The sequence below is a fragment of the Isoptericola chiayiensis genome (genome assembly GCF_013149805.1).
Classification (GTDB): Bacteria; Actinomycetota; Actinomycetes; order Actinomycetales; family Cellulomonadaceae; genus Isoptericola; species Isoptericola chiayiensis.
Map to the genome: position 1 here is coordinate 255936 of NZ_JABEZT010000002.1, position 25219 is coordinate 281154.

A 25219-nucleotide genomic window follows, 5' to 3' on the forward strand; every position below is an offset into this window, starting at 1 on the left:
GCCGGTGGCGGGCGGGGCGGCCCGGTGCTCTAGGCTCTCGGTCGTGACCTCCACCCTGTACCGCAACGGAGTCGTCCACACCCCCGCGGACCCGTTCGCCGAGGCGATCCTCGTCGACGACGGGGTCGTGGCCTGGATCGGCGCCGAGGACACCGCCGCCGGGCTGGCCGCACGCGCCGACCACGTCGTCGACCTCGACGGCGCGCTGGTCACCCCCGGGTTCGTCGACGCGCACGTGCACACCCTCGAGACGGGGCTCGTGGCCGAGGCGGTGGACCTGTCGGCCCCGGCCGTGACCGACCTGCCCGGCGCCCTGTCGGCCCTGGCGTCCGCGGCCACCGCCCTCGACGCGTCCGACCCGGCCGGCGGGCAGGTGCTGCTCGCCCACGGCTGGGACGAGCACGCCTGGCCGCAGCGGCGCGCACCGTTCCTCGACGAGCTCGACGCGGCCACCGGGGGACGGCCCGTGCTGGCGGTGCGCGTCGACGGGCACACCGCCCTGGTGTCCAGCTCGTTCGCGACCCGCACCGGCCTGGACCGCAGCCCGGCCTGGGACGGCAGCGGTCTCGTGGCCGACGAGGCCTACGGGCAGGCCCGCGCCGCCGCCCACGACCTCGCCCCCGCCCGACGCGACCGCGCCTATCGCACCGCGCTGCGGACCGCGGCCGCCCGCGGCATCGTCGCCGTGCACGAGATGAGCGCACCCCACCTCGACACCCGGCAGGGGCTGACGCGTCTCGCCGAGCTCACCGCCGACGCCGCCGCGGGCCTGCCGCACGTGACCGCCTACCGCGCCGAGCTGTGCTCGGGTCCCGACGACGCGCGCACCCTGCTCGACGAGCTGCCGTTCCTGGCGGGCATCGGCGGGGACCTGACCGTCGACGGCACCCTCGGGTCGCGCACCGCCGCGCTGCGCTCGCCTTACACCCCGCAGCCCGGCGCACGCACGGAGAACCCCGGCAGCGGCCGGCTCTACCTCGACGCCGACCAGATCGCCGCGCACCTGCTGGCCTGCTCGGCCGCGGGTGTCCAGGGCGCGCTGCACGCCGTCGGCGACCGCGCCATGGACGAGCTCACCGCCGCCCTGGAGCTCGCCGCCGCCCAGGCCGACCCCGGCACGCTGCGCAGCGCCCACCACCGGGTCGAGCACGCCCTCATGGTCGACGCCGCCGCCCTGGCCTCCCTGCTGCTGTACGGCGTCGGGATGTCCATCCAGCCCGCCTATGACACCACGTGGGGCGGACCCGACGGCATGTACACCGCCCGCCTCGGCGGGCCGCGGGCCGCGAACCTGTCCCCGTTCGCCGACCTGGCCGGCGCCGGCGTCCCGCTCGCCTTCGGCTCGGACAGCCCCGTGACCCCGCTGGACCCGTGGCAGGCGGTCCGTGCCGCCGTCGGGCACGCCGACCCCGCCCAGCGCATCAGCGCCCGCGCCGCGTTCCGTGCGCACTCGCGCGGCGGCTGGCGTCTGGCCGGTCTCGACCACACCGGAGCCGGCGAGCTGCGCGTCGGGGCACCCGCCCACCTGGCCGTGTGGCGCGCCGAGCACCTGGCCGTGCAGTCCGCCCCCGGACGGCTGTCGCAGTGGAACCCCGAGGCCCGGGCCGGGCAGCCGCTGCTGCCCGAGCTGGGCGACGACGTCCCGGCGCCCGAGTGCGTGCGCACCGTGCGCGACGGCGTCGTGCTGTTCGACGCGCTCGACGGATGAGCGGCGTGCCCGCGCCGGCCGGCCCCGCCACCGCCCCTCGCGCCGACCGGCGCCGCGGCGTGCTGACGTCCCGCCCGGCGACCCTGCTGCTGGCCGTCGCCGCCGGCGTCTGCCTGTGGGCGTCCTTCCCCGACGCCGCGCTGTGGCCGCTGGCGTTCGTCGCCGTCGGGCTGCTGCACCTGGCGTTGCGCCGCGACGGCCGTCGGGCCGCCGGCTGGAACGCCCTGGTCGGGTTCGTGGCGATGCTGACGTTCTGGCTGCCGCACATCTGGTGGGCCAACTTCGCCACCGACACGGTGCCGTGGCTGGCCCTGGCCGTCCTCGAGTCGCTGTTCGGCGCCCTGTTCGGCGCGCTGTGGACCTGGGCCCGCCAGGCACCCTGGGCGCGGCTCGACGCCGCACGCCCCGGGTCGGTGGCCCGCTCGCTCGGCCACGCCGCCACCTTCGCCGTGGTCTTCGTCGCGGTGGAGCAGTGGCGTGCCGAGATCCCCTTCGGCGGGTTCCCGTGGGGCCGGCTGGCCTGGACCATGGTCGACGCCCCGACCGGGCGCGCGGCGTGGCTGGGCGGGACCGTCCTGGTCTCCCTGCTCGTCGCCCTCGTCGGCGTCCTCGCCGTGCTGGTCGCCGGCCGGGCCGTGGCGGTGCGGCGCGCCGCACGCGACGGCGCCGCCGCCGGTCCGCCGCTGGCAGGCGCCGTCGTGCTGACCGGCGTGGCCTGCCTCCTCGTCCTGGCACCGGCCGCGCTGCCGCTGCCGGCCGCCGACGCCGACCCCGTCGCGACGCAGGACCTGGACGAGCAGGTCGTGGACGCGGGCACGGCGACGCACGAGACCGCCGGACCGGTCCTGACCGTTGGGGCCGTCCAGGGCAACGTGCCGGACCCGGGCCGGGACGCGTTCGCGAACCGGTCCGCGGTGCTGGACAACCACCTGACGGGCACGGCGGCGCTGGCCGAGCGGGACGTCGCGCTCGACGTGGTGCTGTGGCCGGAGGACGCCTCCGGCTACGACCCGCAGGAGGCACCGGAGGTCGCCGCGGCCCTCGACGACGCCGCGAGCGCCGTGGGTGCGCCGCTGCTGGTGGGTGCGCAGGAGTATCCGGAGACCGGGGGGCGGTACAACGTGTCGTTGCTGTGGGGGTCGGGGCAGGGGGTGCTGGACCGGTACGCGAAGCAGCATCCGGCGCCGTTCGGGGAGTACATCCCGCTGCGGGGTTTCGTGCGGTTGTTCTCGACGGAGGTGGACCGGGTCTCGACGGACATGCTGGCGGGCACGGAGCCGGCGGTGGTCGACCTGCCGCGTGGTGACGGCGTGGTCCCGCTGGCGACGGTGATCTGCTTCGAGGTGGCCTACGACGAGATCGTGCGGGACGCGGTGGAGAGGGGTGCGCAGGTGCTGGTGGTGCCGACGAACAACGCGTCGTTCGGGGACACGGCGGAGTCGACGCAGCAGCTGGCGATGACGCGGATGCAGGCGATGTCGACGGGGCGTGCGGCGGTGCAGATCTCGACGGTGGGTGTCTCCGGTGTGGTCGCCCCGGACGGGACGCTGGTGGCCCGCACGGATCTGTTCACGGCGGACCAGGTGGTGGCGGAGCTGCCGTTGCGCACGACGCTGACGCCGGCGACGCGGGCGGGATACTGGCCGGGCTGGGTCGCGGGTGTGCTGGCGCTGGGGTGCGTGGTGGCCGGGCTGGTGGGCCGGGTGCGTCGTGGTCGTGCGGAGGTGGTGGCGTGAGCACGCTGGTGGTGGTCCCGACGTACGACGAGCGCGAGTCGTTGCCGGTGACGTTGGAGCGGTTGCGCGCGGCGCAGCCGGACGTGGACGTGCTGGTGGTCGACGACGCGTCGCCGGACGGGACGGGCCGGTGGGCGCAGGAGGTGGCGGAGCGGGACGTGCGGGTGCACGTGCTGCACCGTGCCGGCAAGGGTGGTCTGGGTGCGGCGTACGTGGCGGGGTTCGGCTGGGGGCTGGAGCGCGGCTACGACGTGCTGTGCGAGATGGACGCGGACGGTTCGCACCGGCCCGAGGAGCTGGGGCGGCTGCTGGCACGTGTGGCGGCCGACGACGCCCCGGACCTGGTGATCGGGTCGCGGTGGGTGCCGGGCGGCAGGGTGGTGAACTGGCCGTGGCACCGCAGCGTGCTGTCGCGGGGTGGCAACACCTTCGTGCGGGTGGCGCTCGGGATCGCGGTGCGGGACGCGACGGGGGGCTTTCGTGCGTTCCGGGCGGAGGCGTTGCGGGCGCTGGACCTGGCGGCGGTGGAGTCGCACGGGTACTGCTTCCAGGTGGACATGACCTGGCGGGTGCTGCGCGGTGGCGGATCCGTGGCGGAGGTGCCGATCACGTTCGTGGAGCGGGTGGCGGGCAGCTCGAAGATGTCGCGGGCGATCGTGGCCGAGGCGTTGGTCAAGACGACGCGGTGGGGGTTGCGGTACCGCGCCGAGCAGCTGGGCGGGCTCGTGCGGCGTCCCGGTCGCGGCTGACCTCGCGCCGCGACCGGTCTCGACCACCCGCACGCTGTGGGCATGAAAATTGCGGTTCTCCCCGCCGGGAGAACCGCAATTTTCATGCCCACAGCGTCTCGTGGGGGAGGCCCGGCGTGCGGGCGGCCGGCTCGGCTCAGGCCGAGCGGCGCAGCTTGCCGGAACGCAGCAGCTCGAGGCGCTCGTCGAGGAGCTCCTCGAGCTCGGAGACGGTGCGGCGCTCGAGGAGCATGTCCCAGTGGGTGCGCTGCGGCTTGGTGGGCTTGGCCTCGGGGCGCTCGGCGTCGCGCAGCAGCGCCTCGCCACCGCACTGGCACTCCCAGATCGGGGGGACCTCGGCGTCGGTGGAGAACGGCAGGATGATCGTGTGACCGTTGGGGCAGTCGTAGTGGGCCTGGAACCGCGGGGCGAAGTCGACGCCCTCGTCGGACTCCATGCTCTTGCTGCCGATGCTCATGCCGCGCAGGGAGCGGTCGGGCATGTCGTCCTCCACTGGTCGAGGGGTAAGGGGCCGTGGGATCCAACGCGCCCCCGACGGCGGTTGTTCCGCCCGGGCGTGAAGGTCCGGTGAAGCGTACCGGTCCCGACGGGTGGCGAGGGCCCGGTGGCAGGACCAGGCTGGCCAGGACGGGCCTCGCTCGCAAGTCGAGGCCTCGTCGGGCGGTGGCGGTGTGGGTGACGTCACGTCGACCGGGCACCCTCTGGTGGGCGCGTCGGGAACAATCGGGGGACCGGTGCGGTTGAGCCCGCTACATGCAAACGCATGAAACTTCTGGAAGGAGCCCGTCGTGCAGTTCGGCATCTTCTCCGTCTCCGACGTGACCACCGACCCCACGACGGGCCGGACCCCGGACGACACCGAGCGCGTGCGCTCGATGATGACCATCGCCCAGCACGCCGACGCCGCCGGCCTCGACGTGTTCGCCACCGGCGAGCACCACAACCCGCCGTTCGTGGCCTCCAGCCCGACCACCCTGCTCGGGTACCTGGCCGGCGTCACCCGGAACATCACGCTGTCCACAGCGACCACCCTGATCACCACCAACGACCCGGTGCGCCTCGCCGAGGAGTACGCGATGCTCCAGGTCGTCTCCGGTGGCCGGATGGACCTGATGATGGGCCGCGGCAACACCGGACCCGTCTACCCGTGGTTCGGCCAGGACATCCGCAACGGCATCCCGCTGGCCGTGGAGAACTACGCCCTGCTGCGCCGGCTGTGGACCGAGGACGTCGTCGACTGGGAGGGCAGGTTCCGCACCCCGCTGCAGGGCTTCACCTCCACCCCCCGCCCCCTGGACGGCGTGCCGCCGTTCGTGTGGCACGGGTCCATCCGCTCCCCGGAGATCGCCGAGCAGGCGGCCTACTACGGCGACGGGTTCCTGCACAACAACATCTTCTGGCCGATGCACCACACCAAGCAGATGGTGCGCTTCTACCGCCAGCGCTACGAGCACCACGGTCACGGCCGCGCCGACCAGGCGATCGTGGGCCTCGGCGGGCAGGTGTTCGTGCGCAAGAACTCCCAGGACGCCGTGCGGGAGTTCCGCCCCTACTTCGACGTCGCCCCCGTCTACGGCCACGGGCCGAGCCTGGAGGACTTCTCCGCCCAGACGCCCCTGACCGTCGGGTCCCCGCAGCAGGTCATCGACCGCTACGGCGCGTTCGTCGACGACGTCGGCTACTACCAGCGCCAGATGTTCCTCATCGACCACGCCGGCCTGCCCCTGAAGACCGTCCTGGAGCAGATCGACCTGCTCGCCGAGGAGATCGTGCCCGAGCTGCGCCGGATCGTCGAGGCCAAGCGGCCCGCCGACGACGTGCCCCTGAACCCGCCCACCCACGCCGAGCGCGTCGCCGCCGCCCGTGCCGCGAGCGCCGCCGGTGCCACGCACGTCGGCGACGGGTTCGACGACGTCACCGGCACCCGGGCCGAGGAGGTCGCGCGATGAGCACCACCACCCGCACCCTGGTCGTGGTCACGGCCGGCCTGTCGCAGCCGTCCTCGACGCGGCTGCTGGCCGACCGGCTGGCCGCGGCGAGCGCCGACGCCCTGCTGGAGGCCGGTCAGGAGACCCGTGTCGAGGTGGTCGAGCTGCGCGAGCACGCGCACGCGATCATGGACGCGATGCTGACGGGTTTCGCCTCGGGCGACCTGGCGGAGGTCCTCGAGAAGGTCACCGGGGCGGACGGGCTGATCCTCGTCTCGCCGCTGTTCACCACGACGTACTCGGGGCTGTTCAAGTCGTTCGTGGACATCGTGGACCCGGACTCGCTGTCCGGGATGCCGGTGCTGCTGGGCGCGACGGGCGGCACCCAGCGGCACTCGCTGGCGCTGGACTACTCGATGCGCCCTCTGCTGACCTACCTGCGCACCCAGGTGGTCCCGACGGCGGTGTTCGCGGCGACGGACGACTGGGCGAGCCAGGACGAGGCGCTGCAGCGGCGGGTGGCCCGGGCGGGCCGTGAGCTGGCCGAGGCGGTCGCGGCGCGACCCGCGCCGCGGGGTTCGGACGACCCGTTCGGCGACACCCCGGACTTCGCGGACCTGCTCGGCGGGGCCTGAGGCGTCCGGCAGCCGGGCGGCGGCCGGAGGCCGGTGGTCGCCCGGGTAGGCTCGGGCCCATGCGCGTCCTGGTCTCCGGCGGTGCCGGCTACATCGGTTCCCACACGGTCCTGTCCCTGCTGGCCTCCGGTCACGACGTGGTCGTGGTCGACGACTTCTCCAACGCCAAGCCGAGCGTGATCGGTCGGCTCGAGGCGTTGTCCGGCAAGCACGTGCCGGTGCACGCGATCGACCTGACGGACGCGGAGAAGACCGAGCTCCTCTTCGACCACGAGCGGTTCGATGCCGTGGTGCACTTCGCCGGGTTCAAGGCGGTGGGGGAGTCGGTGGCGAAGCCGCTGGCGTACTACCGCAACAACCTGGACTCGACGCTGTCGCTGCTGGAGGCGATGCGCCGCCACGACGTGCAGCGGCTGGTGTTCTCCTCCTCGGCGACGGTCTACGGCGAGCACGCCCCGGTGCCGTACTCCGAGGACTACGAGCACCTGTCCTCGTCCTCGCCGTACGGGCAGACGAAGGTCATGATCGAGCGCATCATGTCCGACGTCGCCGCCGCCACCGAGGGGCTGCGGGTGGCGCTGCTGCGCTACTTCAACCCGGTGGGGGCGCACCCGTCGGGGCAGATCGGGGAGGACCCGCAGGGCATCCCGAACAACCTGATGCCGTTCATCGCCCAGGTGGCGGTGGGCCGGCGGGAGAAGTTGACGGTGTTCGGCGACGACTACGACACCGCCGACGGCACGTGCGAGCGCGACTACCTGCACGTCGAGGACCTCGCGGCCGGTCACGTGGCGGCCCTGGAGCACCTGGACTCCATGGTCACGCCGGTGCGCGCCTTCAACCTGGGCACCGGCACGGGCACGTCGGTGCTGGCGATGCTGCACGCCTTCGAGCGGGCCGTGGGTCGCGAGCTGGCCTACGAGGTCGGGCCGCGGCGCGCGGGGGACCTGCCCGCGTTCTGGGCGGACCCCACGCGCGCCAACACCGAGCTGGGCTGGCGTGCCGAGAAGTCCATCGACGACATGTGCGCCGACACGTGGCGCTGGCAGCAGGCCAACCCGCAGGGCTTCCCGGACGCCTGACCAGGCACGACGACGCCACGAGGGTTGCGCGGCCGGGCCGCGGGCGCGACCATGGGGGCATGGCCGACCCCGTGCGCACCACCCGATGGGATCCCGGCGCGCGCTACCGGGCGTCGCTGCTGGCACCGGCCGCACGTCGCCGCGCCGACGAGGTCACCCCGACCCGTGCGACCGGCCGGCTGCACCGCGGTCCGGCCCGGCGCACCGCGGTGTTCGACCGCGACGTGTGGCGCGCCGACCTCGGTGACGGTGGCCCCGTCGTCGCGCTCGGCGCGGCCGTGGCCGCCTACCGGCGCGGTGCCGTCGGGACCTCGGGGCTGCTGCGCGCGGTCGGGCGCGCCCTGGGCTGACGGTCGCGCGCACCTCGGCCGGCGAGCTCACCGGTCGGGCAGCGTCACCGTGACGGTCCCGCCACCGTAGCCGTGCTCGAGGTCCCGAGCCTCGACGACGACCACCTCGACGTGGGACGGGATCTCGAGGTCACGCTGGGTACGGGTGAACGGCTGCTCGCCGGCGTGGTCGTGGGCCAGGTCGTGCACCCCGAGCTCGGTGCCGTCGGTGGTGAGCACGCGCCAGCCGTCGGCGTACCGCGCCGGGGTGTCGTACGGCGAGCTGATCGTCACCTCCAGGTCGCAGTTCGTGCCCTCGCACTCGACCGTCGCCTCCAGCACGTCGGGGAAGCGCTGTTCGTCCACCGCAGCCGACGTCGCACCTGCCGGGTCGTCGGCGTCCGTCGCCTGGCACCCGGCCAGCACGGTGACGACGAGGACCGCGAACGGACGCAGGGTCACGGCGTAACTCCGGACACGGTCACGGCCGGGTCCCCCGATCACAGCACTCCCGTGACCTCACGGTGGTCCAGCCCGTGCGCCTCGGCGACACCCGCGTGCGTGACGTGGCCGTCGTGGGTGTTCAGACCGCGGGCCAGCGCCGGGTCGGCGCCGAGAGCCTCCCGCCAGCCGCCGTCGGCGAGCGCCACGGCGTAGGGCAGGGTGACGTTCGTCAGGGCGTAGGTGGAGGTGCGCGAGACCGCACCGGGCATGTTGGCGACGCAGTAGAAGACCGTGTCGTGCACCGGGTAGGTGGGCTGGTCGTGGGTGGTGGGCCGGGAGTCGGCGAAGCAGCCGCCCTGGTCGATGGCGATGTCGACGAGCACCGCACCGGGCCGCATCTGCGCCACGAGCTCGTTCGGCACGAGCACGGGGGCCTTGGCGCCGGGCAGCAGGACCGCGCCGATCACCAGGTCCGCCTCGAGGACGGCCTGGCGCAGCGACAGGCGGTTGGACGTGAGGGTCTGCACGCGGCCGGCGAGCTCGCGGTCGGCGGCGCGCAGCACGTCGACGTTGGTGTCGAGCAGGGTGACGTGGGCTCCCATGCCGACGGCGATGCGGGCGGCGTTCATGCCCGAGGTGCCGGCGCCGATGATCACCACGTTCGCCGCGGGCACGCCGGGCACGCCGCCGAGCAGGACGCCGCGTCCGCCGGCCGCGTTCTGCAGCGTGGCGGCGCCGACCTGGGTGGCGAGGCGGCCCGCGACCTCGGACATCGGCGCGAGCAGGGGCAGGAACCCGTCGGTGTGCTGGACCGTCTCGTAGGCCACGGCGGTGACGCGTCGGGCGAGGAGCTCCTCGGTGAGCGTCTTGTCCGCGGCCAGGTGCAGGTAGGTGAACAGCAGCTGGTCGGAGCGCAGCAGCTCGTACTCGGAGGCCACGGGTTCTTTGACCTTGAGCACCATCTCGCCGGCGGCCCACGTCGCGGCGGCGCCGTCGACGATGCGGGCGCCCTCGGTGGCGTACTGGTCGTCGGTGATGCCGGCGCCGAGACCCGCGCCGGCCTGGACGTGCACGCGGTGGCCGCGGCTGGTCAGCTCGTGGACACCGGCGGGGGTGATCGCCACCCGGTCCTCGTGGTTCTTGACTTCTTTCGGGACGGCGACGTCCATCGGGGGCCTCTCGGTCGGGAGCACGACGACGCCGACCAGATGTGACGGCGCTCACCATCAGTCTGGCCGCTTCGTCCATCGGAAGAGCGCGAGTCATCGTGATCTTCGGTACTTTGTGACGATGGCCGCAGGATCTTCGATCTCACGGACGGGGCGCGCCGCCCATTCGCAGGATGTTCGGGCTCGCGCCGACCGGGGGGCAGGTCTGGAGCGGCGTGCGCGGGACACCGTGCACCTGGACGGGATCGACCACCGCCTCCTCGCCGCGCTGGCCGAGGACGCCCGCATGCCCAACAACGCGCTCGCGGCGCGGGTGGGGATCGCGCCCTCGACGTGCCTGACCCGGGTGCGGCGCCTGCGCGAGGAGGGCGTGATCCGCGGCTTCCACGCCGACGTCGACCCCGCGCTGGCCGGCCGGCCCCTGCAGGCGATCATCGCCGTGCGGATGCAGGGCACCGCCCGCTCGCACCTGCCGGCGTTCGCCCGCGAGCTGGCGCGGCTGCCGGGCGTGCTGGACGTCTACCTCATCGGCGGGGCGCACGACTTCTTCGTGCACGTCACCGCACCCGACTCGGACGTGCTCAACGACTTCGTCATCGAGAACCTCTCGGCCAACCCGGGAGTCGCGCTGACCGAGACGAACCTGATCTTCCAGCACACCCGCGGCGGTTGGTACTGACCGTCGCCGCCACGGGCCGTCAGCGCACCGAGGCGAGCCAGCGTGCCAGCACCGTGGCCAGGGCGACGGGAGCGTCGAGCTGGACGAGATGACCGGCGTCGGGCACCACCGTCAAGCGGCTGCCCGGTATCGCCTCGGTCAGACGTCGTGCGCGGTCGACGGGGATCCAGGCGTCCTCGGCGCCCCACACGACGTGCACGGGCATCGCCAGGTCGCCGAGCAGCGGCTCGACCTGCGCGGTCCACCGCTCGTCGGCCTGGGCGACCTGCCGGTAGAAGGCGGCCCGACCCTGCTCGTCGAGCCACGGTGCCACCAGCGCCTCCAGGTCCTCCGCGCGCAGCGGTCGGTGGGCGGCTCCTCGCACGTACGCCTCCAGCGCACCCCGGTGCACCGCCGCGGGCAGGGCGGCGAACACGTCGGCGTGCTCACCGACCAGCGTGAAGAACGGTGAACCCCACGGTCGCAGCGCCACGACGTCGACCAGGCACAGCGACCGGTACCGCGCACCGTGCAGCAGCGCCGCGCGCAGCGAGACCGCTCCGCCGTAGTCGTGGGCGACCACGTGCGGCTCCCAGCTCCCGGCCCCGCCCCGCAGGTCTGCCCAGTGCTGCAGCAGGTCCGCGAAGACCTCGCCCTGGACACCCAGGTGGACATCGTGCTCCCGATGCTGCGAGGAGGCGCCGTAGCCCGGCATGTCCCACAGGTGGACGGTGAAGTCCTCCGCCAGGGCACGGGCGTACGGCGCCCAGAGCCACGACGACCACGGCGTGCCGTGACAGAACACCAGGGGCGGTCCCTGACCGAAGGAGGTCCAGGCGACCTCCCGGCCGCGCCACGAGAACGAGCGCTCCAGCAGCGGTGCCGCCATCACGGCTCCGGCGTGCTCGAGAGCGTGGAGCGCAGCCCGGCCAGCTCGCCCTCGGCGCGGGCCCGCGCCGCAGCCTGCGCCGCGGCCTCCTGCGCCGTCTCCGACGCGCGGGCGCGGGCCTCGTCCCGTTCGTCGCGCAGCGTGATCAGCTCCTGGTCGCGACGTTCGGCCGCGGCACGGGCGCCGGCCAGCTCGGCGACGGCGGCCGCGCGCTCGTCCTGGCAGCCGCGCAGCTCGGTGCGCAGCGCCTCCAGCGCGGAGCGTGCCTCGTCCAGGGCCACCTGCCGGGCCTCGGCGTCGGCGCGGGCCGCCGCACGCTGCTCGGACGCCTCGGCTCGCGACTGCGTGGTGGCCGCGAGATCACGACGCAGCACGTCGGCCTCGGCGCGCACCTGCTGCAGGGCCTCGCGCAGCTCGTCGGCCTGACCGGCGGCGCGGCGGGCCAGTCCGTCCGCGCGGTCACGCTCAGCATCGGCCTGCTCCAGGCGCCCGGTCAGCAGCTGCACCTGCTGGGTCGCCTCCGCCAGGCGGTCGCGGTCGGCCTCGTGCTCGGCGACGGCGTCGTCGACCGCACGCGCGAGCCGGGCGGCGTCCTCGCGGGCTGCCTCCCGGTCGGCCCGGAGACCGGCGGACTCCTCGGCGTGCTCCTGCCGGGCGCGCCGAACGGCCTCGGCCCACAGCCCGGTCACTCCACGCTGCACGAGCAGCTCGACCGAGCGCGGCAGGTCGGGCAGCCGGGCGGCCTCCGCCTCGGCTGCGGCCCGCGCCGCACGCCAGGCCCTCAGGTGGCTGGTGGCGGTGGCGTTCGAGCAGCCGGCGCGCTCGCGCACGGTCGTGACGGTGACGGGCTCGTCCTCGGCGAGCAGGGCGTCGGCCGCGGCGAACACCCGCTCGCGTGCGGTGGCCGGCCCGGCGGTGTCGTGTGGTTCGTGCTCGGCGGTCGGCGCCGACATGTCGCGATCTTCGCCGTCGAGTTCCGAGGATGGGGGAGTAGTCACCGTCATCGCGCCAAACTACGACTACTCCGGCCTTCGAACCACCGACACCCGCTTTTCCAAAGCGGGTGCGCATCGACGACGCTGCGCTGCAGAGAGGAAGCGTCAGCGCAGGTCAGTGGGCTGCGCGAGCGCTCAGGACGGCGACGCCGGACGGCGCGTGCATGCCCTCGGTGAGCACATCGTGAGCAGCGCCTGTCGGGTCCTGCGCGGTGAACTGCGCGGACATCGACTCGCCCAGCCGGTCGAGGTCGTCCTCGAACAGTCCGGCGTAGGTACGCAGGGTCAGCAGCGGCGACTCGTGCCCGAGCATGCGCTGGACGGCCTTGACCGTGGCGCCGCCGGCGATGGCCAGCGACGCGGCGGTGTGGCGCAGGTCGTGCAGGGTCAGCGTGGCGAAGTCCTCGGCGCCGGCTCGCAGCGTCACGCGGGCCACGGCCGCCAGGCGCCGGGTGCGCGCGGTCTTCTGCCCGCGGGTCATCGCCTCGCGGCGTGTGCGGTCGACGCTCACCAGCACGTCCCAGGTGGCCGCGTCGACCACGCCGGTGGGGTCCAGGCCGTGCTCGGCCTGGGTCCGGTGCACCGCGGACAGGGTCGTGGTGTCGAGGACCCCGGTCACGGGGACGCCGAGCAGGTCCTGCAGGGTGGCCACCGCGGTGCCGGCCGCCAGCACCGCGGGGCGGAAGGCGTACCGGTCGAACGACTCGCGGCGCAACGGACCGCCGTCGCGCCCCGTGAACAGCAACGCCGCGGCGTCGTTGCCGGTGAGCAGTGCGGTGAGCCCGGGTTCGAGCACGCGCGGCAGCGGGACCTCACGGCGGGCGTGGGTCTTGGTGTCCCCGAGCAGCAGCCGGCCGTCGTCGAGCCGGGTGTAGGCCCGCGCGACCGTGATGCGGCGCCGCAGCAGGTCGACGTCGCCGACCCGCAGGGCCGACACCTCGCCCCAGCGCAGTCCGGTGAGACCGGCCAGCAGCACCAGGGTGGCGCTCTGGGAGGACGAGATCGCGTCGGTGACCCGGCGCAGCTGTTCGTGGGACAGGTAGCGGTGCGGCTTGGTCTTCGGAGCCCGGGGCATCGAGGGCACGCGTCCCGAGGGCGTGCGCGCCGGGTTCGTGGTCAGCCGCCGGGCGTCCACGGCGGCGTCGAGCAGCGCCACCAGCAGGCGCACGGCGTCACGGCGCCGCGCCGGAGAGGCGGCTCCCGTGCCACCCGGCGGGCGCATCTCGACCGCCCAGCGGGTGACGTCGTCGTGGGCGACGCGACGCAACGGGGTCCCGCCGAAGGTCGGGGCGACCAGCGAGCGGAACCGTTCGCGCTCGGACTCCAGGGTCCGGGGCGCCCGGTCGGCGCGCGCGGACTGCCAGGCGTCGAACCATGCCGCCACGGTGAGATCGCCGGCACGCGGGTCGATCCACTCGCCGCGCTTGCCGGCCTCCTCCGCCCGGCGCGCCTCGGCCAGCGCGTCGCGACGGGCGCGGAACGCCCGGGTGCTGCGCAGCCGGCCGTCCACGCGGAACCGCCCCACGTACGACGTCGTCCCTGCGGCCGAGGCGCGCTTCTCCGTGTAGGCCATGGCCGGACCCTAGCGGGCGATGCCGACAGCGATCAGCCGGTGACCTGCGGCGACGCCGGCGACCACCGGAGCGGTCAGTCCCCGACGGTGCCGTCGATCGCCTCGCGCAGCAGGTCGGCGTGGCCCAGGTGTCGGGCGTACTCCTCGAGCAGGTGCAGCAGGATCCAACGCAGCGAGGTCGGGCCGTCCTCGTCGGCCGGGTCGACCGCGAGCGCGTCGAGGTCGTCGGCGTCGGCCACGATCCGCTCGGTCACGCGCTGCGACTCGTCCAGCCAGGCGAAGAGCTGTGCGGGGGAGTCGGCGTCGGCGGTGGTGAACGTCCAGTCCTCGTCGTCCGCCTGCTGCCACTGCTGGAGCCACGACGGCGCCTCGACGCCACCGGCGAACGTCAGGTTGACCCAGCCCGCCTCGACGACGGCCAGATGCTTGAGCAGCCCGCCGAGCGAGAGGTCGCTCGGGGCGTGGCGGAAGGCCAGCTGCGCGGCGTCGAGGCCGGTGGCCTTCCAGCGCAGCGTGTCGCGCTGGAAGGCGAGGAAGCTCAGGAGCATCTGTTTCTCGCCGCCGACCAGGGGCGAGAACCGGCGGTCCGCCGGGTCGCTGATCGTCGTCATGGCCCGACGGTAGCGGCCCGGTGCCCGGCCGGGAAGCCTCAGGACCGGGCGGGCTGCGCCAGCCGCCTCGTGAGGAACACGCTGTTGGGGTCCGGTCCGTAGGCGGCGAACGGCGCGCACTCGACGAAGCCGGCGCGGGCGTACAGGCGCCGCGCCGGCGCGAAGAAGTCCTCGGCCCCGGTCTCCAGGCTGAGGCGGGCGTACCCGCGTGCTGCCGCGACGGCCGTCAGGTGTGCCAGCAGCCCGGTGGCCACGCCGCGGCCGCGGGCCTCGCGCGCGGTCCGCATGGACTTGAGCTCACCGTGCCCGCCGACACCGGGCTCCAGCTCGCTGAGCGCACCGCACCCGAGCAGCGTGCCGTCGTCGTCCCGGGCCGTGACGAACGTGATGTGCTCGGCCGCGAGCGCCGCCGCGTCGAGGGCGTGGACGGACTCGGGCGGGCTGGTGGCGCGCATCTCGTCGAGGTGCTCGCCGAGCAGGGTGAGCACGTCGGCGCGGGTGGGGGAGTCGGTCAGGATGTCCACGGGTCCATCCTGCCTGGTGCGCGGCGGTCCGTACCGGCGAGGTTCACCCGTGCACGGGGTGCGGATGGCGCTCTAGGGTGAACGCGTGAGTCCTCGCGAGCGGCACCACGTGCGGGTCCTCGGGCGTGCCGGTGGCCCGACGCTGGTGCTCGCGCACGGGCTGGGCTGCGACCAGGCGATGTGGCACCGGGTGGTGCCGTTGCTGGTGGACCGGTACCAGTTGGTGCTGTTCGACCATGCGGGGTCGGGGTCGGCGCACCCGGGGGCGTTCGACCCGTCGCGGCACGCCGCCCTGGAGGGGTACGCGCAGGACGTGGTCGAGCTGCTCGAGGACCTGGCGCTGGGGCCGGTGGTGCTGGTGGGGCACTCGGTCAGCGCGACGATCGTGCTGCTGGTGGCGGCCGAGCGGCCGGATCTGGTCGACCGGCTGGTGCTGGTGGGGCCGAGTCCGCGGTACATCGACACCGACGACTACGTCGGCGGGTTCAGCGCGGCGGAGATCGACGAGCTGCTGGCCACGATGGAGTCGAACCATCTGGGCTGGTCGAGGGCGATGGCTCCGGTGATCGTGGGGAACCCGGAGCGTCCCGAGCTGGGTGAGGAGCTGACGGCGTCGTTCGTGCGCACCGATCCGCGGGCGATGCGGGCGTTCGCGCGGGCGACGTTCCTGTCGGACAACCGGGCCGACCTGGCGCGGGTGCGCAAACCGAGCCTGGTGGTGCAGTGCCGTGAGGACGCGATCGCGCCGTTGGCGGTTGGCCGGTACGTGCACGCCCACCTGGCGCGTTCGTCGTTCGTGCTGCTCGATGCCGTGGGGCACTGTCCGCAGCTGAGCGCGCCGGCGGCGCTGGTGGCGGCGGTCGACGACTTCCTCAGTCCGGCACGGTTGTCGCCGGCGGGTTCGTGAGCGGGGACGCTTGGGAGCGAGCCCCGTTGGGGTTGCTGCGCCTCGACGCGGACGGGTACGTCGTGGCGGCCAACGAGACGTTCGTGGGATGGCAGCCGCGGTGCGCCGGGTCGCAGTCGCCCGCAGAGGTACCGGGACGGCGCATCGGTGACCTGCTGACGGTGGGCGGGCGGATCTACTGGGACACGCACGTGGCACCGGCCCTGGCGCTGGCCGGGTCGGTCGAGGCGGTGGCGCTCGAGGTGCGCACGGTGGAGGGCCCGCTGCCGGTGCTGCTGACCGCCGCCACCGACACCGCGGACGGCACGGCGGCGGGCACCGTGCACGTGGCGTTGCTCGCGGTGCGCGAGCGCGCCGAGTTCCACCAGGAGCTGGTGCGGGCACGGCTGGCGGCCGAACGGTGGGCAGACCGGCTGCACTGGCTGCAGGACGCCACGGCGGGGTTGTCCCGCGCGGCCGGCACGGCGCAGGTGCGCCGGGCGCTGGTCGACGCGTTGAGCCGCCATCCGGCGGTCGCCGAGGTGCGGTTGTCGCACCCGGGGGACACGGCCCGCGCGACGGTGCGGCGCACGGGCGCGAGCACGTTCGAGGTGGGCGTGGCCGGCGCCGCGGGATCTCACGGCGTGCTGAGGGTGCGGGTGCACGACCGTCCCGGCGACCTGCCGGTGGACGTCGACGCCCTGGACGTCATCGCCCAGCAGGGTGGGGTCGCCCTGGACCGCGCCCGGATGCACGAGCAGAGCGCGTCGGTCGCCCACGAGCTGCAGCACGCGATGCTCACCGTGGACCTGCCGCGCCACCCCGGGTTGCGGCTCACGGCGCACTACCGGCCCGCGGAGCAGGGCCTGGAGGTCGGTGGCGACTGGTACGACGCGTTTTGGCTGAAACCCACCCGGTTGGCCGTCGTCGTCGGGGACGTGGTGGGCCACGGGCTGCAGGCCGCGACCGCCATGGGCCAGCTGCGCACGGCCGTGCGGGCGCTCGCGGTGCCGGGACGGGGCCCCGCGGCGGTGGTCGACCTGGTCCACGGGTTCGTCGTGGACCGGCACGTCGGCTTCGGCTCGACGCTCGTCTACGGCGAGCTGGACCTGGCGACGTCCCGGTTCACGTTCGCGTGCGCCGGGCACCTGCCGCCGCTGCACGTGCAGGCCCTCGGCGGCTGCGCCTACTGCTGGCAGGGCCGCTCGACGCCCCTGGGGGTCCCCGCGCCGGTGGTGCGGGCGCAGGGGACGATCGACCTGGACGCGGGGGACACGGTCGTGCTGTTCACCGACGGGGTGGTCGAGCGGCGCGACCAGTCGCTGCCCGAGGGTCTCAACGCGCTGGCCTCGGCCGCCGTGGCGCACACGGCCTCGCCGTCCTGGGGGGCGCGGCTGGTGGCGTCCGACGGTGACGCCCGTGACGACGCCTGCGTCCTGGCCGTCACGTGGCGTCCTGTGCGGTGACCGGCTCAGGGGGCGTGCACGGTGGGGTCGTCGCGCAGCACGTCCAGCAGCAGCGGCTCGATGGCGTCCGGGTTCTCCAGGGTGGGCAGGTGACCGGCCCAGTCCAGGTCGAGGCGTTCTGCCCCGGGCACGGCGGCGACGAGGTCGTCGGCGGCGGCCCGGCAGTGGGCGAGGTCGTGAGCACCGGTGACCACGAGCGTGGGCACGTGGATGGCGCTCGGGTCGACGGGGACGGGCCGGGGCGTCGCGGGTGGGGCGCCCCGGGTGGTGGCGTCCGCCTCGGCGGCGAGCTGGGTGTGCAGGATCTCGCGCTGCATGTCGGCGACGAGGTCGCGGGTGGCGTCGTCGGCGGCGGGTCCCAGCCACGTGGCGACGTTCAGCGCGACCGCCGCCTCGACGTCGCCGGCGGCGAGCAGTGCCTCCTCGCGGGCCGCGAAGGCGCGCAGGTCCTCACCCGGCGTGCTGGCGGCGACGTCGGGGGAGATGAGCACGAGCTCGCGCACCCGTCCCGGATGCCGAGCCGTCAGCTCGCAGGCGACGCGCGCGCCCAGGCTGTTGCCCACTACGACGGCGTCGGTGAACTGGGCGGCGTCCATCGTCTCGGCGACGTCGTCGGCGTCGACGTAGTCCTCGGCCGGCAGCGGGGACTGCCCGTACCCGCGCAGGTCGGCGCGCAGCACGCGGAACGTCTGGGTCAGGCCGGCCATGATCGGGTCCCACATGCGCCGGTCGGCGACGCCGGCGTGCAGCAGGACGACGGCGGGCCCGGATCCGGTCACGTCGTGGGCGAGGATCATGAGCCCACGCTAGGAGCGCCGCGCCGTCGTCGCACCCGCTGGCTCGGTCGCACGACCGCCGTCCCGCCCCCCGCGTCGCCGGCACGCGAGCAGGCCGTGTCCGCAGGAGCAGCGGTGGCACGATGACTTTCGTGACGATTTCGCTGCAGCTCGCCCAGGTCAACGTCGCCCAGTTGCGGGCCCCGCTGGACAGTGTCGAGCTGGCGGACTTCGTGGCGAACCTCGACCCGGTCAACGCCCTGGCCGACGCCGCGGACGGGTTCGTGTGGCGGCTGCAGTCCGCGTACGCGGCCTGCTGGTGGGTGCCGGCCGGGCACCTGCCCGACGTCGCCGAGGCCGAGGACCGGGTGCTGCATGTGCGGACCCACGGCCCGAGCTCGCACGCGTTCACGCTGCAGCGTCCGTTCACGGCCGCCGGTGAACCGGCCGGGCCGGCCCGTGCCGGGGCCTGCTCGTAGCCTGGGGCGCATGGCGACCTCCATCGAGTCCTACCTGGAGCAGTTCGACTCCCCGGCCCGCGCCCGGCTCTCCGAGCTGGTGACGCTGGCGCGTCGGGCGGCGCCGGACGCCGTCGAGGCGATCCGGTGGCGTGCGCCGGCGTTCGTGCACCCCGACGGCGTGATCCTGTTCATGCTCTCGGGACACGCTAAGCACGCGAACGTCGTGTTCACCCCGAGCACGAAGGAGTCGTTCGCCGCCGAGCTGGCCGGCGCCGGTCTGACCACGGGCAAGGGGTCGGTCAAGCTGCCCTACGACGTCGAGGTCCCCGCCGCCCTGCTCGAACGGATGGTCGCGCACCGCGTGCGCGAGCACGAGGTCGACGGCGTCGGCTGGATGTAGCGGGAATGCGCCGCGCCGGGCACGGTTGACGCCCGTATGAAGCACATCGGTTTCCTGTCGTTCGGTCACTGGACCGACCATCCGTCGTCGGCCACCCGCAGCGCGGCCGACGTGCTGACCCAGTCGATCGAGCTGGCCGAGGCCGCCGAGGAGCTGGGCGCCGACGGCGCCTACTTCCGGGTGCACCACTTCGCCCGGCAGCTGGCCAGCCCCTTCCCGCTGCTGGCGGCGGTCGGGGCGCGCACCCGGCGTATCGAGATCGGCACCGGCGTGATCGACATGCGCTACGAGAACCCCGCGTACATGACCGAGGACGCCGGCGCGGCCGACCTCATCGCGGGCGGGCGGCTGCAGCTCGGCATCTCGCGCGGCAGCCCCGAGCAGGTGGTCGAGGGCTACCGCCACTTCGACCACGTGCCCGCACCGGGCGAGTCCGACGCCGACATGGCGCGCCGGCACACGGCCCGGTTCCTCGAGCTGCTCGACGGCGAGGGGTTCGCCGAGCCGAACCCGCGCCCCATGTTCCCCAACCCGCCCGGGCTGCTGCGGATCGAACCGCACTCGCCCGGCCTGCGCCGACGTGTCTGGTGGGGTGCCGGCTCCCGGGCGACCGCCGAGTGGACAGCAGCGCAGGGCATGAACCTGATGAGCTCGACGCTGCTCACCGAGGACACCGGCGTGCCTTTCCACGCGCTGCAGGCCGAGCAGATCCAACGGTTCCAGGACGCCTGGGCCGCGGCGGGGCACCCCTGGCAGCCGCGGGTGTCGGTGTCCCGGTCGATCTTCCCGATCACCGACGACCGCGACCGCGCCTACTTCGGCCTCGAGACGCAGTCCACCGACCAGGTCGGCGTCCTCGACGGCGGGCGGGCCCGCTTCGGCAAGACCTACGCCGGCGAGATCGACGAGATCGTCGACGCCCTGGCGGGCGACACCGCGATCGCGGCCGCCGACACGCTGCTGCTGACGGTGCCCAACCAGCTCGGGGTGGACTACAACGCCCACGTCATCGACAACGTGGTGCGCCACGTCGCCCCGGCGCTCGGCTGGCGCTAGGAACCCCGGCGGGACGTCACGGGGCTGCTCAGGGTGCCTCGGCGTCCGCGAGCGCCGCGGCGATCATGCGGTGCCCCTGGGCCTCGAACGCCTCGTCCCCGACGCGGTGGGCCCACACCGCGGTGCCGATCGCCTCACGCACGAGGATGCGCCGCCATGCCGGTCCGCCGCGCGGGTCGGCGCCGTAGCCGTCGACGAACGCCGCCGCCAGGTCCGGGCGGCCGATCCACTGCTGGGCGGCGAGGCGCGCCAGGTCGGTGGCCGGCGGCCGCCACGCGAACCGGCCGAAGTCGATGACGCGCACCAGCCCGTCGTGGCCGATCACCCAGTTGCGCGGCTGGAAGTCGCCGTGCGTGGGCACCACCCGGACCGGCGGGTGCTCGTGCGTGGCGATCACCGCCCGCAGCCGCGCCTCGACGTCGGCGGCGATGCGGTGCTCGCCGTCCAACCATCCCAGCGCCTTGGCGTCGGCAGCGGCCTCGTGATCGCCGTCGACCCGTGAGGCGCCCGCGTGCAGACGCGCGAGCAGCCCGCCGGCCTGGGCGTAGGTGTCCGCGGCACGCTCGGCGCGATGCCCCTCGACCAGCACCCCCGGCAGCCACGCCGTCGCCAGGAGGCGGCGCTCGCGGTCGGCGTGCAGCAGACGCGGCACACGCCCACCGTCCAGGCGCCCCAGCAGCTGCTCGTGCGCGGCCAGCTCGCGGGCGAAGTGGTGGTCGGCCGGCCCGAACGCCTTGAGCGCCACCTGGGTGCCGTCGTCGAGCCGTAGCTGCAGCACCCGCGTGCCCGTCAGCCCCCACGAGTGGTCGGCGACCACCTCCAGGTGACCGAACCACGAGGTCACGACCTCGCTGCGGTCCGCGCACAGGCCGGGCAGCGCGGCGGCGGGCGAGACGGGTGACGAGGGCACCCCGGCACGCTACCCGCCCCCGGCCTCGTGAGACGACGTCGCCACCTGCACCGCCGGCAGGCCCGACGGCGGTCGGACGGTCCCGCCCGGGCGGCGTGCGCGCCATACTGGGGCCCCGACGCATCGAGCACGCGGCACCGGCGCCGCGACAGGAGGCAGGCACCGTGGCACTTCCCAGCCCCAGCTACACCATCACCCTGCGCGTGCAGGTCCCCGCCTCCCAGCAGGCCACCAGCACCGTGGTGACCGCCGTGGCCGACACCGGCGCCGCCGTCACCGGCGTCGACGTCGCCCACTCCACCCCCGAGGGCCTCGTCGTCGACCTGACCTGCGACACCGTCGACACCCAGCACTCCCAGCGCGTCGTGGACCGGCTCGAGGCCCTCGAGGGCGTGCACGTGCTCAAGTGGTCCGACTCGACGTTCCTGCTGCACCTCGGCGGCAAGATCGAGATCGCCCTGAAGACCCCCATCAAGACCCGCCGCGACCTGTCGCGCGCCTACACCCCCGGCGTGGCACGCGTGTGCACCGCCATCGCCGACAACCCCGACGACGCCCGCCGCCTGACCATCAAGCGCAACACCGTCGCCGTGGTCACCGACGGCACCGCCGTGCTCGGCCTCGGCGACATCGGCCCCGCCGCCGCACTGCCCGTCATGGAGGGCAAGGCCGCCCTGTTCAAGCAGTTCGCCGACGTCGACGCCTGGCCCGTGTGCCTCGACACCACCGACACCGAGCAGATCATCTCGATCGTCAAGGCCATCGCCCCCGTCTACGGGGGAGTGAACCTCGAGGACATCTCCGCACCCCGCTGCTTCGAGATCGAGGCCCGCCTGCGCGCCGAGCTCGACATCCCCGTCTTCCACGACGACCAGCACGGCACCGCCATCGTGGTGCTCGCCGCCCTGGTCAACGCCCTGAAGGTCACCCACAAGAAGATCGGCGACGTGCGCGTCGTCGTCTCCGGCGTCGGCGCCGCCGGCAACGCCATCATCCGCCTGCTGCGCGCCCAGGGCGCCGAGCACATCATCGCCTACGGCCGCACCGGCGCCCTGCACCCCGGCACCCTCGACGACGACCCCCACCGCAACTGGATCGCCGAGCACACCAACCCCGAACGCTTCGACGGCACCCTCACCGAGGCCCTCGCGGGCGCGGACGTGTTCATCGGCGTCTCGGCCGGCGACATCCTGACCGGTGCGGACGTGGCCACGATGGCCGACGACGCCATCGTGTTCGCGCTGGCGAACCCGACGCCGGAGGTCGACCCGGTCGCCGCCGCCGAGCACGCCGCCGTGGTGGCCACCGGGCGCAGCGACCACCCCAACCAGATCAACAACGTGCTCGCCTTCCCGGGGCTGTTCCGCGGCCTGCTGGACGCCGGTGCCACCGAGATCACCGACGAGCTGATGCGTGTGGCGGCGCTCGCGATCGCGGGCGTGGTGGCCGACGACGAGCTGAACAGCGCGTTCATCATCCCCGGGGTGTTCGACCACCGCGTCGCCGAGGCGGTGGCCGGTGCCGTGCGCGCCGTGGCCGAGGCCGACCGGTGAGCCCGCGGTCGTAGGGTGGGGCCCGTGCCCTCGACCCTGCGCCGACCCGGCCCGTCACGCCCCCCGCTCGTCCTGGCCGTCCTGGCGCTCGCGGGGATGCTGACCGGTTGCGCCGGTGACGCCGACCCGGCCGGGACCACGTACGGCGTCGTGCAGGTGACCGGGCACGAGCTGGCGACCGGCTCGGACGTGGTGCTGGCGTTCACCGAGGACTCGGTGGGCACCCAGCCCGGCTGCAACGCCTTCACGGCGCCGGCACGCTGGGACGACGGCACCCTGGAGCTGGAGGGCGAGCCGGCCGGCACCCGGATGGCGTGCTCGCCGGACCTGATGGCCCAGGACGAGTGGTTCACGGCGTTCCTGGGCTCGTCGCCCACGCTGACGTTCGAGGGGGAGGAGCTCGTCCTCGCCGCCGGCGAGGTCACCGTGCGCCTGGCACCCCGGGCAGACTGAGCCCGACCCCGGCCCCGCACCCCGAGGAGGCGACCCGATGGCCGCGTTCGTCCCGCCGTCGGACACCCGACGCCCGCTGCTGCTGTTCGCGCTGACCCCGCCCAAGCGCGCCACCAGCGAGGCCGACGCCCAGCGCGTGGCCGACCGCACCTGCGAGCGCCTGCGCGGCCTGGACCTGGACGCCCTGGTGCTGTACGACATCGACGACGAGTCGGACCGCAACCCGCACGAGCGACCTTTCCCGTACCTGCCGACGATCGACCCGGACGAGTTCCGTACCCGGTACCTGACGGGCTGGGACCGCCCCGTGGTGGTGTACCGGTCGGTGGGCAAGTACGACCCGGACGAGCTCAGCGGATGGCTGGCGGCGCAGGACCCGGAGCGGGTCTCGACGGTGCTGGTGGGTGCCTCGGCCTCGGACGCGCCGGTGCGCACGAGCCTGTCGCGCGCCCAGCGGCTGTGCGCGGCCCACGCGCCGGGGCTGCACCTGGGGGCGGTGGCGATCCCGGAGCGGCACGGCTCGCGCGGTGACGAGCACGAGCGCATGCGCGCCAAGCAGGCGGCCGGGGTGGACTACTTCGTGACGCAGGTGGTCTACGACGTCGGCGCTGCCAAGACGATGGTCTCGGACTACCACTACGCGTGCCGCGACGTCGGCGAACGGCCGGCGCCGGTGGTGTTCACCCTGTCGGTGTGCGGCTCGGACCGCACCCTGGCGTTCCTGGAGTGGCTGGGGGTGCACGTGCCCGGGTGGATGCGCAACGACCTGCGCCACACCGGCGACCCGCTGGCGGTCAGCTACGACCAGTGCGTCACGATCGCCGCCGAGCTGGCCCGGTTCTGCCGCCGGCACGCCATCCCGTACGGGTTCAACGTCGAGTCGGTCTCGATCCGCCGGGCCGAGATCGAGGCGTCGGTGCGCCTGGCGGCCCACCTCGACGCCCACCTGGGCACGGACCTGTAGGGACGCTCGGCGCCGGGAGACGACCGGCGCGACGGCGCGTGGCCGAGATCACGGCCACCCACCCTGCTGTGGTCAGACCACAGGGATAGACTGGTGGTATCGCCGACGACGAGCCCCCGCAGGCCGACGAACCCGCCCGGGCCCGGCACCGACGAGTCCACCGTCGTCGCCCGACCCCAGGAGGTCACCATGAGCATGAAGGCAGCCGTCGTCACCGAGTTCCGCGCCCCGCTGAGCATCGACGAGGTCCCCCTGCCCGAACCCGGACCCGGCCAGGCGCTGGTCAAGGTGCTCTACTCCGGGGTCTGCCACACCGACCTGCACGCCGCCCACGGCGACTGGCCCGTCAAGCCCACCCCGCCCTTCATCCCCGGCCACGAGGGCGTCGGCGAGGTCGTCGCCGTCGGCGACGGCGTCACCCGCCTGGCCGTCGGCGACACCGTCGGCAACGCCTGGCTGTGGAGCGCCTGCGGCGAGTGCGAGTTCTGCGAGACCGGCCGCGAGACCCTCTGCCCGAACCAGGCCAACGGCGGCTACAGCGTCGACGGCTCCTTCGGCCAGTACATGCTCGTCGACGCCGCCTACGCCCCCGTCATCCCCGAGGGCGTCGACCTCGCCGCCGCCGCCCCCATCCTGTGCGCCGGCGTCACCGTCTACAAGGGCCTCAAGGAGTCCGAGGTCAAGCCCGGCCAGTGGGTCCTCATCTCCGGCATCGGCGGACTCGGCCACATCGCCGTGCAGTACGCCCGCGCCATGGGCATGCGCGTCCTGGCCGTCGACGTCGCCGAGGACAAGCTCGCCCTGGCCCGCAAGCACGGCGCCGAAGCCACCGTCAACGCCGCCACCACCGACGACGTCGTCGCCCGCATCGCCGAGCTCACCGGCGGCGGAGCGCACGGCGGCCTCGTCACCGCCGTCAACGGCAAGGCCTTCCCCCAGGCCGTCGGCGGCCTGCGCCGCGGCGGCACCGTCGCCCTCGTGGGCCTGCCCCCCGAGCAGTTCGGGCTCGACATCTTCTCCACCGTCCTGTTCGGGCTCACCGTGCGCGGCTCCATCGTCGGCACCCGCAAGGACATGGCCGAGGCCCTCGACTTCTTCGCCCGCGGCCTCATCGACCCCACCTACGCCGTGCGCCCCCTGGCCGAGATCAACGACATCTTCACCGAGATGCTCGACGGCGCCATCGACGGCCGCATCGTGATGGACATGCGCGGCTGACCCCCGCGCAGCAGCGCGCGCCGCACCCTTCCCCTCCACCGGCGCG

The 25219-nt window shown here is 74.2% G+C and carries 27 protein-coding genes; 17 read left to right on the top strand and 10 right to left on the bottom strand.

The features are described from left to right. The first annotated feature begins 43 nt into the window (after positions 1-43). Genes HDG68_RS04130 through HDG68_RS04140 form a run of 3 tightly spaced genes read left to right on the top strand, consistent with a single transcriptional unit; the run spans position 44 to position 4193 of the window. Positions 44-1708, top strand: coding sequence for an amidohydrolase family protein (locus HDG68_RS04130; RefSeq protein WP_172149569.1), 1665 nt, complete (start codon positions 44-46; stop codon positions 1706-1708). Next, positions 1705-3444 (top strand): apolipoprotein N-acyltransferase, encoded by a 1740-nt coding sequence (gene lnt, locus HDG68_RS04135; RefSeq protein ID WP_172149571.1) that lies wholly within the window; start codon positions 1705-1707, stop codon positions 3442-3444. The genes HDG68_RS04130 and lnt overlap by 4 nt, the downstream gene beginning before the upstream one ends. Further along, complete coding sequence (locus tag HDG68_RS04140) at positions 3441-4193, top strand: glycosyltransferase (RefSeq protein WP_172149573.1); 753 nt, start codon at positions 3441-3443, stop codon at positions 4191-4193. The genes lnt and HDG68_RS04140 overlap by 4 nt, the downstream gene beginning before the upstream one ends. A gap of 136 nt (positions 4194-4329) precedes the next feature. On the opposite strand, the gene HDG68_RS04145 is transcribed toward HDG68_RS04140, so the two are convergent. Then, the gene (locus tag HDG68_RS04145) at positions 4330-4674 is read right to left on the bottom strand and encodes an RNA polymerase-binding protein RbpA (protein WP_172149575.1); all 345 of its coding nucleotides are present in this window, start codon (positions 4672-4674) and stop codon (positions 4330-4332) included. A 307-nt stretch (positions 4675-4981) separates the two neighbouring features. Between HDG68_RS04145 and HDG68_RS04150 the strand changes: the two genes are divergently transcribed. The 4 genes from HDG68_RS04150 to HDG68_RS04165 are packed head-to-tail and all read left to right on the top strand — an operon-like array spanning position 4982 to position 8188. Continuing rightward, the gene (locus tag HDG68_RS04150; RefSeq protein WP_172149577.1) at positions 4982-6142 is read left to right on the top strand and encodes a CE1758 family FMN-dependent luciferase-like monooxygenase; all 1161 of its coding nucleotides are present in this window, start codon (positions 4982-4984) and stop codon (positions 6140-6142) included. Further along, positions 6139-6756 (top strand): CE1759 family FMN reductase, encoded by a 618-nt coding sequence (locus HDG68_RS04155; RefSeq protein WP_172149579.1) that lies wholly within the window; start codon positions 6139-6141, stop codon positions 6754-6756. The genes HDG68_RS04150 and HDG68_RS04155 overlap by 4 nt, the downstream gene beginning before the upstream one ends. Before the next feature lie 59 nt (positions 6757-6815). Then, positions 6816-7838 (top strand): UDP-glucose 4-epimerase GalE, encoded by a 1023-nt coding sequence (gene galE, locus HDG68_RS04160; RefSeq protein ID WP_172149581.1) that lies wholly within the window; start codon positions 6816-6818, stop codon positions 7836-7838. 59 nt (positions 7839-7897) lie between these two features. Next, a complete protein-coding gene (locus HDG68_RS04165; RefSeq protein ID WP_172149583.1) occupies positions 7898-8188 on the top strand; it encodes a hypothetical protein in 291 nt (96 codons plus the stop codon). A 27-nt stretch (positions 8189-8215) separates the two neighbouring features. On the opposite strand, the gene HDG68_RS04170 is transcribed toward HDG68_RS04165, so the two are convergent. Both HDG68_RS04170 and ald read right to left on the bottom strand, forming a co-directional pair. Next, positions 8216-8629, bottom strand: a complete 414-nt coding sequence (locus HDG68_RS04170; RefSeq protein ID WP_216647994.1) for a hypothetical protein — start codon at positions 8627-8629, stop codon at positions 8216-8218. 38 nt (positions 8630-8667) lie between these two features. Beyond that, positions 8668-9780: an alanine dehydrogenase gene (gene ald / locus HDG68_RS04175; RefSeq protein ID WP_172149585.1), complete on the bottom strand. Its 1113-nt coding sequence runs from the start codon at positions 9778-9780 to the stop codon at positions 8668-8670. A gap of 229 nt (positions 9781-10009) precedes the next feature. Between ald and HDG68_RS04180 the strand changes: the two genes are divergently transcribed. After that, a complete protein-coding gene (locus HDG68_RS04180) occupies positions 10010-10459 on the top strand; it encodes an Lrp/AsnC family transcriptional regulator (RefSeq protein ID WP_343037421.1) in 450 nt (149 codons plus the stop codon). A gap of 19 nt (positions 10460-10478) precedes the next feature. On the opposite strand, the gene HDG68_RS04185 is transcribed toward HDG68_RS04180, so the two are convergent. The 5 genes from HDG68_RS04185 to HDG68_RS04205 all read right to left on the bottom strand — a co-directional run bounded on the left by HDG68_RS04185 (position 10479) and on the right by HDG68_RS04205 (position 15030). Further along, positions 10479-11327 carry an alpha/beta fold hydrolase gene (locus HDG68_RS04185; RefSeq protein ID WP_172149589.1) on the bottom strand — a complete coding sequence of 283 codons (849 nt, stop codon included), beginning with the start codon at positions 11325-11327 and terminating at the stop codon, positions 10479-10481. Beyond that, positions 11327-12280: a coiled-coil domain-containing protein gene (locus HDG68_RS04190; RefSeq protein ID WP_172149591.1), complete on the bottom strand. Its 954-nt coding sequence runs from the start codon at positions 12278-12280 to the stop codon at positions 11327-11329. Before HDG68_RS04190 ends, HDG68_RS04185 begins: the two co-directional genes overlap by 1 nt. A 157-nt stretch (positions 12281-12437) precedes the next feature. Next, on the bottom strand, positions 12438-13895 hold the full coding sequence (locus HDG68_RS04195; protein WP_172149593.1) for a tyrosine-type recombinase/integrase: 1458 nt from the start codon (positions 13893-13895) through the stop codon (positions 12438-12440). Positions 13896-13969: 74 nt separating this feature from the next. After that, complete coding sequence (locus HDG68_RS04200) at positions 13970-14506, bottom strand: DinB family protein (protein WP_172149595.1); 537 nt, start codon at positions 14504-14506, stop codon at positions 13970-13972. Positions 14507-14544: 38 nt separating this feature from the next. After that, the gene (locus HDG68_RS04205; protein WP_343037422.1) at positions 14545-15030 is read right to left on the bottom strand and encodes a GNAT family N-acetyltransferase; all 486 of its coding nucleotides are present in this window, start codon (positions 15028-15030) and stop codon (positions 14545-14547) included. Between the two features lie 85 nt (positions 15031-15115). Between HDG68_RS04205 and HDG68_RS04210 the strand changes: the two genes are divergently transcribed. Next, entirely contained in the window at positions 15116-15937 is an 822-nt protein-coding gene (locus HDG68_RS04210; RefSeq protein WP_172149597.1) for an alpha/beta fold hydrolase, read from the top strand. Positions 15938-15963: 26 nt separating this feature from the next. Further along, positions 15964-17382, top strand: a complete 1419-nt coding sequence (locus HDG68_RS04215; protein ID WP_172149599.1) for a PP2C family protein-serine/threonine phosphatase — start codon at positions 15964-15966, stop codon at positions 17380-17382. A 5-nt stretch (positions 17383-17387) separates the two neighbouring features. Here the strand turns inward: HDG68_RS04215 and HDG68_RS04220 are convergent, their stop codons facing one another. Beyond that, a complete protein-coding gene (locus tag HDG68_RS04220; RefSeq protein ID WP_172149601.1) occupies positions 17388-18179 on the bottom strand; it encodes an alpha/beta fold hydrolase in 792 nt (263 codons plus the stop codon). A 122-nt stretch (positions 18180-18301) separates the two neighbouring features. On the opposite strand from HDG68_RS04220, the gene HDG68_RS04225 reads away from it, so the two are divergent. Genes HDG68_RS04225 through HDG68_RS04235 form a run of 3 tightly spaced genes read left to right on the top strand, consistent with a single transcriptional unit; the run spans position 18302 to position 20075 of the window. Further along, positions 18302-18637, top strand: coding sequence for a DUF3291 domain-containing protein (locus tag HDG68_RS04225; RefSeq protein WP_172149603.1), 336 nt, complete (start codon positions 18302-18304; stop codon positions 18635-18637). Positions 18638-18647: 10 nt separating this feature from the next. Continuing rightward, the gene (locus tag HDG68_RS04230) at positions 18648-19019 is read left to right on the top strand and encodes an iron chaperone (RefSeq protein ID WP_172149605.1); all 372 of its coding nucleotides are present in this window, start codon (positions 18648-18650) and stop codon (positions 19017-19019) included. A gap of 36 nt (positions 19020-19055) precedes the next feature. Then, positions 19056-20075: an LLM class flavin-dependent oxidoreductase gene (locus HDG68_RS04235; RefSeq protein ID WP_172149607.1), complete on the top strand. Its 1020-nt coding sequence runs from the start codon at positions 19056-19058 to the stop codon at positions 20073-20075. Between the two features lie 28 nt (positions 20076-20103). Here the strand turns inward: HDG68_RS04235 and HDG68_RS04240 are convergent, their stop codons facing one another. Continuing rightward, on the bottom strand, positions 20104-20985 hold the full coding sequence (locus HDG68_RS04240; protein ID WP_343037423.1) for a phosphotransferase enzyme family protein: 882 nt from the start codon (positions 20983-20985) through the stop codon (positions 20104-20106). A 164-nt stretch (positions 20986-21149) separates the two neighbouring features. Here HDG68_RS04240 and HDG68_RS04245 point away from each other — a divergent pair, with 164 nt between their 5' ends. The 4 genes from HDG68_RS04245 to adhP all read left to right on the top strand — a co-directional run bounded on the left by HDG68_RS04245 (position 21150) and on the right by adhP (position 25173). Continuing rightward, positions 21150-22538 carry an NAD-dependent malic enzyme gene (locus HDG68_RS04245; protein WP_172149609.1) on the top strand — a complete coding sequence of 463 codons (1389 nt, stop codon included), beginning with the start codon at positions 21150-21152 and terminating at the stop codon, positions 22536-22538. Between the two features lie 24 nt (positions 22539-22562). Next, the gene (locus HDG68_RS04250; RefSeq protein WP_172149611.1) at positions 22563-22991 is read left to right on the top strand and encodes an META domain-containing protein; all 429 of its coding nucleotides are present in this window, start codon (positions 22563-22565) and stop codon (positions 22989-22991) included. A 37-nt stretch (positions 22992-23028) separates the two neighbouring features. Then, positions 23029-23955: a methylenetetrahydrofolate reductase gene (locus tag HDG68_RS04255; protein ID WP_172149613.1), complete on the top strand. Its 927-nt coding sequence runs from the start codon at positions 23029-23031 to the stop codon at positions 23953-23955. A gap of 189 nt (positions 23956-24144) precedes the next feature. Beyond that, positions 24145-25173, top strand: coding sequence for an alcohol dehydrogenase AdhP (gene adhP, locus HDG68_RS04260; protein ID WP_172149615.1), 1029 nt, complete (start codon positions 24145-24147; stop codon positions 25171-25173). Positions 25174-25219: the final 46 nt, after the last annotated feature.